At 43.4% G+C, this 873-nt stretch carries 1 protein-coding gene; it reads left to right on the plus strand.

Annotation, left to right across the window (positions count from 1 at the left end):
* On the plus strand, positions 1-873 hold an 873-nt coding region (locus R7190_RS26330), incomplete at both ends, for a conjugal transfer protein TraF (RefSeq protein WP_318137736.1).

Below are 873 nucleotides of genomic sequence, written 5' to 3' on the forward strand. Positions count from 1 at the left end.
AGCATCACTATTTGCGAATGTCGCTTCTGCTGCGACTTATGCTATTGAAGCACGTAGCGATGCAATGGGTGGTGTTGGTACCGTTTCTGCCTCTTATCTGACCGCTCCATTTTTCAACCCTGCGTTAACTGCAATTTACCGCCGCAATGACGACGCGGGTATGATCATTCCAAGTTTCGGTATAAGTTATGACGATCAATATGATCTTATTGACGAAATCGAGCGGATTAGTAAGCTGACCGATGTTGATGAGATCAAAAAGTCCATGGACGCTATTGACGGCAAAAAAATGGATTTTGACTTAGGTGGTGTCGTTGCCGTTGGTATTCCAAATAAATTCTTATCAGCAACTGTCTACGGAAAACTCTACACAGAGTCATTTGTTCAACCTAATGTCGATACATCAGGTGTCGATCCACTGACAGACAGCTATGTTCAAGGTGTTTCGATTGGCGTAGCGGAGGCGGGGGTGTCTCTTGCCAAGTACACCAACTTTATGAATCAGCATCTTTCTTTTGGTATCACCCCAAAACTGCAGCGTATCTATACATATTCGTATGCGACCAGCTTTAAAAACTTTGATACCAAAGATCTCCGTGAACACGAAACTGCTGAAACTATGTTTAACTTAGATGCGGGGGCACTTTGGTTCTTCGGTCCATATCGTTTGGGTATCTCGGCTAAAAACTTGATTGGAAGAGACGTGAAAACCAAATCGTTCCAGTACAACACTGATACGATTCAGTCATACGAATACAGTATGAGACCTGTTTACACAGTAGGTGCGGGTATCGTTGCAGACTACTTTACCATGAGCGTCGACTACGACTTAAATGAAGAGAAACGCTTTTCCTCATTTGATGACAACACCCA

Source organism: Vibrio sp. 1078-1, from assembly GCF_033340475.1.